Annotated in this window: 8 protein-coding genes; 3 read left to right on the top strand and 5 right to left on the bottom strand. The window is 45.7% G+C overall.

The genetic code is table 11. The annotated features are described in order from the left end of the window. Nucleotides 1–200: 200 nt before the first annotated feature. On the bottom strand, nucleotides 201–434 hold the full coding sequence (locus tag A4U59_RS17480; protein WP_066175028.1) for a hypothetical protein: 234 nt from the start codon (nucleotides 432–434) through the stop codon (nucleotides 201–203). Nucleotides 435–591: 157 nt separating this feature from the next. Here A4U59_RS17480 and pdaB point away from each other — a divergent pair, with 157 nt between their 5' ends. Continuing rightward, nucleotides 592–1356: a polysaccharide deacetylase family sporulation protein PdaB gene (pdaB, locus tag A4U59_RS17475; protein WP_066175026.1), complete on the top strand. Its 765-nt coding sequence runs from the start codon at nucleotides 592–594 to the stop codon at nucleotides 1354–1356. Between the two features lie 39 nt (nucleotides 1357–1395). Here the strand turns inward: pdaB and A4U59_RS17470 are convergent, their stop codons facing one another. Beyond that, nucleotides 1396–1992 carry a KinB-signaling pathway activation protein gene (locus A4U59_RS17470; RefSeq protein ID WP_106406368.1) on the bottom strand — a complete coding sequence of 199 codons (597 nt, stop codon included), beginning with the start codon at nucleotides 1990–1992 and terminating at the stop codon, nucleotides 1396–1398. Nucleotides 1993–2131: 139 nt separating this feature from the next. Between A4U59_RS17470 and gerD the strand changes: the two genes are divergently transcribed. Further along, nucleotides 2132–2767 (top strand): spore germination lipoprotein GerD, encoded by a 636-nt coding sequence (gerD, locus tag A4U59_RS17465; RefSeq protein WP_066175024.1) that lies wholly within the window; start codon nucleotides 2132–2134, stop codon nucleotides 2765–2767. Further along, nucleotides 2733–2963, top strand: coding sequence for a hypothetical protein (locus tag A4U59_RS17460; RefSeq protein WP_157888218.1), 231 nt, complete (start codon nucleotides 2733–2735; stop codon nucleotides 2961–2963). Before gerD ends, A4U59_RS17460 begins: the two co-directional genes overlap by 35 nt. Here A4U59_RS17460 and A4U59_RS17455 read toward each other — a convergent pair. The 3 genes from A4U59_RS17455 to A4U59_RS17445 all read right to left on the bottom strand — a co-directional run bounded on the left by A4U59_RS17455 (nucleotide 2952) and on the right by A4U59_RS17445 (nucleotide 5400). After that, nucleotides 2952–4007, bottom strand: coding sequence for an Mrp/NBP35 family ATP-binding protein (locus tag A4U59_RS17455; RefSeq protein WP_066175019.1), 1056 nt, complete (start codon nucleotides 4005–4007; stop codon nucleotides 2952–2954). The genes A4U59_RS17460 and A4U59_RS17455 overlap by 12 nt on opposite strands. Nucleotides 4008–4179: 172 nt before the next feature. Then, nucleotides 4180–4896 carry an N-acetylmuramoyl-L-alanine amidase CwlD gene (gene cwlD / locus A4U59_RS17450; protein WP_066175017.1) on the bottom strand — a complete coding sequence of 239 codons (717 nt, stop codon included), beginning with the start codon at nucleotides 4894–4896 and terminating at the stop codon, nucleotides 4180–4182. A gap of 66 nt (nucleotides 4897–4962) precedes the next feature. Then, on the bottom strand, nucleotides 4963–5400 hold the full coding sequence (locus tag A4U59_RS17445) for a DUF2521 family protein (RefSeq protein WP_066175029.1): 438 nt from the start codon (nucleotides 5398–5400) through the stop codon (nucleotides 4963–4965). Nucleotides 5401–5799: the final 399 nt, after the last annotated feature.

Below are 5799 nucleotides of genomic sequence, written 5' to 3'. Positions count from 1 at the left end.
TTTCTTGCGACTTAAATAATATAACATGTGAGCAAGTTACAGTCAACATATTTTCAGGTTTTTTCAGTGACGCTTACTACACTGTTTTTTTTAGCGGCGTTTAACAATATACCACCATCGAATGGCCAAGTCAATCCCTTTTAACGAAGGAAAATACATCAGCTGCCAAAAGCATTTAAACACTGGAAATCCCGCTCCTGTTAAGAGCGGGATTCGGAATCACGGTATTTTGTCCGGTAATACTTCGAGTATTCGGATGGCGGGGTCACACGCTGCAGCAGCCGGAAAAGAATCTGGTATCTTTCTTCCATTGAATGTTTGACCCGAATGTCGATTCTGGAGTCCTGAAAATCGAACAGCAGCTCTTCCATCTCTCGTTTGATCAGGTATTCAATTTCTTTTTCCTCTTTTTTATTAATCAAAAGACCAAGCATTCTGTCACCTCTTCCAATTCCTTGGTAATACTATTTCCTGTTTTGTTATTTTTATGAAAAACACACTTATATCTTTTCGCAAATGCATTCATATCTTGTCCATACCCGCGCATACACATAAAACAAACCTATCTGTGCAGATAAAGGGGGCAAGTTTATGCGTTTTTTTTATGCCGTCAACGGAAACCGGTTCAAGCATCTATTGCTGCTTATATTGATCGCCTTTTTTACCGCGTTTCTCTTTTTTGTAGAAAGTTCACTGAACGATTCGGTATTTTCATCCAAGGACGGTCCCAGGGCTATTTATAAAGGTGAGGAAAAAAGCAAGCAGGTGTCGCTTACATTTGATATCAGCTGGGGGGATGAGCGGGCGATCCCCATTCTGGAAGTGCTGAAACGGGAGAATGTAAAAAAGGCTACTTTCTTTTTGTCGGCATCATGGGCTGAAAAACATCCGGATGTCGTGAAGACAATTCAGGATTCGGGTTATGAAATCGGCAGTATGGGTTATCAATATAAAAGCTATGCCAACTGGGAAGAACAAAAGGTGCGGCGTGATATTCTGCAGGCGCAGGATGTTTTTAACAAACTTGAGGTAAAGGATATAAAGCTGCTGCGGCCGCCTAACGGAGATTTTAATGGTCAAGTGCTGACAATTGCTGAGAAGACGGGGTATTCCGTTGTCCACTGGAGCGTAAATTCGCAGGATTGGACTAATCCTGGAGCGGAACGGATCGTGGAAAATGTTTTGTCAGACCTTAAAGGCGGAGATATCATTCTCCTGCATGCTTCCGATTCGGCAAAACAAACGGAAAAAGCGCTGCCGGAAATCATTAAAGGAATAAAAGATCAGGGCTATTCGTTTATTGCCGTTGGCGAAATGATTGAAAACGCCAGGGCGCAGAGCAGCGAAATTAAGTAATAATCAAATAGAAGAAGCTGGCCGTCCGGCCAGCTTCTTCTATTTGACATTCAAACGATGCAGCAGCAGCAATTGCCAGGTGTTGCTGGCTAATAGCGGAAACAGCATAAGGTACATCCAGTCCTGATCATTTTGGCGAAGCGCCGGGAACCATTCAATGATGGTTACGACTGTCATGAAAAACAGTGCGGGGACAAATGCCCCCCGGTTGGTCTGCTTCATTTTCACATAAGCTATGACCAGGCCATATGCAAGAAGCAGCAATGCGGGCACAACATAAGGTCCTAAAGATGCGCCCTCTGATGCAAAAGCGGTATAACGCAAATAAATAAGGTCAAATAAAACAAAAGCGGTTAATACAAGCTGGACCGCGTTCCAGAGGGAAACGGAGCGGAAAAGTCCCAGGCCGAAGCGATGGACGGTCAAATAAGCAAAAAACCCCATCTGGCTGAGGACACTGAACATCAAGCCAAGACCGATCATCCAGACAATCACAGATAGAAGCTGCAGGATTTCTCCTGATGCGATCAAGCCTGTATATTCTTTAAAACCAATAGCAAACCCTGTAACAAGAGCAGCTGCACCTCCAACAATCAAGGTGCTGATAAACAAATACATCCATTTTCGTATCGTCACAATTATATCCTCCACTAATTATCATTCCATATTTGATTTTATCAATTCCCGGATGTTTTCTCCATCTCCATGTGTGCATATTTTTTTGTCATCAACCCATATTAACAGTAAGGAATGCATTAAAAAGGGGGCAATCATTATGCGGCGTATTTATCCGCTCCTTATGGTACTGGCACTGGCGCTGGGCGGGTGTGCCGCTGAAGCCACTGACAGCAGCCAGCCTAACTATGATGAAACGAAAAAAATGGTCGTTGACATATTAAAAACCGATGAAGGGAAAAAAGCAATCCAGGACCTTGTTGCAGATGAAAAAATAAAAGAACAAATGGTCCTCGATCAAGCTTTTGTAAAGAAAACCATTGAAGAAAACCTTACTTCAGATAAAGGTAAGGAATTCTGGAAGAAACAGTTTGAGGATCCCAAATTCGCGGAAACCTTTGCGAAAAGCATGCAAAAACAGCAGGAAGAGCTGATGAAGAAACTGATGAAGGATCCCGATTACCAAAAATCAATGATTGAACTGTACCAGAATCCAGATATGGAAAAACAATTGTTGACTGTGATGAAAGGCCAGGAATTCCGCCAGCATTTGCAAAAATTGATGCAGGAGACATTTGAAAGCCCGCTGTTCAAGGCAAAAATCCAGGACCTTCTTATGAAAGCAGCGGAAGAAGCAGGTTCCGGCCAGCAAAAAGAAGGCGGCGGTGAACAGGGCGGTGCCGGTCAAGGCGGCGGCCAGGATGACCAGGGTGGCGGTGGAGCCGGCGGAGGATGATCCGCTTTTCCATCCCCACAAAGAACAAATGCGCAAGGCGCCCGCTTATGACGATAGCCGCTGGCGCCTGGAGCTGGACGATTCCCTTCTGGCTTTTTATACACAACGCTCAAATTTTATAATTTCCATTACAATGAAAAAAGCACCAGAAACGGTGCTTTTTCTCGTGCTTGTCTCCATCCATTTACTTGGATAAGGAATCGATGACTTTAGCGGCGATTTCGGTATACCGCTTTCCGATTGGATGATCTTCGTCGTAAACCGACGGGGCAAAATCATCATCATTCCAGTCAGGCTGCTGTAGCGGCAATTGTCCAAGAACTTCGGTTTTCAGTTCGTCAGCGAGCTTTTCTCCGCCGCCGCGGCCGAATACGTATTCTTTTTCGCCTGTCACTTTGCTTTCGAAGTAAGACATGTTTTCGATAACACCAAGGACTTCGTGATCTGTCTTGATTGCCATTGCGCCTGCGCGCGCTGCCACAAATGCTGCAGTCGGATGAGGCGTTGTCACGATGATCTCTTTTGATGCCGGAAGCATTGTGTGTACATCAAGGGCTACGTCCCCTGTGCCAGGAGGAAGATCAAGCAGCAAGTAGTCCAAATCGCCCCACTCGACTTCCTGAAAGAAGTTGTTGAGCATTTTTCCAAGCATCGGCCCGCGCCACACGACAGGTGCGTTGTCTTCAACAAAGAATCCCATTGAAATGACTTTGACACCAAAACGCTCCACCGGAATGATCTTTTCTCCTCTGACTTTCGGCTTATCAGCAATACCCATCATGTCAGGTACACTGAAACCATAAATATCAGCATCAACAAGGCCGACTTTTTTCCCTGCCCTTGCCAGTGCAATAGCCAGGTTGACGGAGACCGTGGATTTCCCGACCCCGCCTTTACCGCTTGCAATTGCGATGAATTCAGTTTTGCTGGCCGGTGACAAAATGTCAGTTTTTCCGGACTGGTCAACAGCCTGGTGCTTCGCCACTTCGTCTTCCGGAAGATCGGCAAAGCGGATTCCCACTGTCTTGGCGCCTGCACTCTTCAAGCCGTCTACAATCTGCTGCTGCAGTGTCATCTGTTCTGCAGTACCTGTTCTGGAGAGAGCAATTTTTACACTGATATGCTCTTTATCTTCCTTGATTTTAATTTCCTGGATTCCATTTGTTTCTCCAAGGCTTTTATGTAAATGCGGATCCTGCAGCTCCTGTAAAATTTCACGAGCCTGTGCTTCTGTTACCATCTTATCCACCCCTTTGAATTCGGTTACAAATTTTAGTATATCATATCTGCGGCACTCCTTATATTTCCCTGTTTGGAGCGCCGGATACTTAATATGATAACATCAGGGGCGTTCCAAGAAAAATGAAGAAACTCTGAACGTTCTTGTTTGGCTGTGAGCAATCTCTCTTCCATCATTTCTCAAGTGTTTCTTCATCTGTATAATAACGGAGCAAGCCTTCATAAATGGAGGCAGCGAGTTTATTCTGGTATGCCTTATCCTGCAGAAGCTGCCTTTCCTCCGGATTTGATAGGAAGCCGACTTCGACGAGCGCTCCGGGGATATCCGCCTGCTTTAAAACATAAATGCCGTTAATCGCCTTCGCATAGCGATTCGTATTATTCAAGTTACGCTTTAACTCCGCCTGGATAAAACGCGCAGCCCGCTCACTTTCTTCAATGCTTGGATGGAAAAAGGTCTGTGCACCGCGCCAGCGGGAAGACGGGATGGCATTCAAATGGACAGAGACAAATAAATCGGCGTTTGATTCATTAACAACTTTCACCCTGTTTTTCAGGTCAGCTGTCTTGCGCCTGCTGTAGCCGGACACATTTTCACCCGCAAGGTCGGTATCGATTTCCCTCGTCATCTTTACGAGAGCTCCCGCTTCCTGCAGGTAGTCCCGTAATTCATGCGACACAGCCAGTGCGATATCTTTTTCGAGAACGTCTCCCTGTCCAACTGCGCCGCCATCCGGACCGCCATGACCCGGATCAATGACGATGACCTTGCCGGTTAACGGCAGATTCCATGTATTCCAGGAATTTTCCGTCACAAATTCATATTGGAAGATAAATAAAAGGACGGCAATGCCAAAAAAAGAGTACATCATTTTCAGCCGTTTTTTCATCTTTGTCATTCCCTCCCTGTCCATCTATGCCATCTATATGGGACAAGGAGGTCAATTAGAACTTTTTCAATGCAGGCGGAGGGCATAGCGTTTTTTGCCGATCGTAAAACCGTGCTCCCACCAATAGCCAGTGAAGTGGGCACAGGAGCAAAAGAGGGATTCGCTTATGATATCATCCGCCGCATGATAATACATCATATGATCATACAGCACCCGCGTAATCTCATCAATTTCTTCTTGCGCCCTCTTTCTCACCTGCTCTTTTGGCTCGCCATAATACCCGAAACGGCCGTAACCGGTTCCGCACAGGTACGTATCGATCGCCATATCAATGCATATGTCTTCCATTGCTGTCTTATAAAAGGATTCCTCCTGAATGAAGCCTTCAAAACACCGGGTGACTTCTGCAACGATATCATTCAGCGATAACTCCCTCAGCATCTTCATTTCATGAAAACGCTGCTTTTCCCTTCTCTTTTCGTTCAAGTTGGTCACTACTGTCATGATGTATTTCACCCTTTGTTGTTTTTCCCTATTTTCCTTCAAAAGGGTGGAATTCATCCTTGGCAGGCCGGATTCGGCGCTCCCATTTCTTTCCGATGAAGTGTTGCGCCGGTGGGAGCGTTCGGCTAGTATGGATTGCCTGTGTTGCTGGGTTTCAGTGCTGTGCGAAATCAATATGTAAAAGCCAGTTGGTGCCATGGTTTGCTATTCCTTATTGTAATAGGAACGGAAACACTCTTTCCATTCTTATAATGACCTGCTGTTTTCGATTATAGGCATGCGTACTCTCCTCCCGTGCCTATATTGACTCACTCCTCCCGATTATAGGCACGCACTCTCCCCTCCCGTGCCTATATTCACTCACTCCTTCCGATTATAGGCACGCGCAATCCCCTCCCG

Source organism: Bacillus marinisedimentorum (assembly GCF_001644195.2).
GTDB lineage: Bacteria > Bacillota > Bacilli > Bacillales > Bacillaceae_O > Bacillus_BL > Bacillus_BL marinisedimentorum.
Note: the sequence above shows the minus strand (reverse complement) of the source record. Positions and strands in the feature narration are given on the sequence as shown.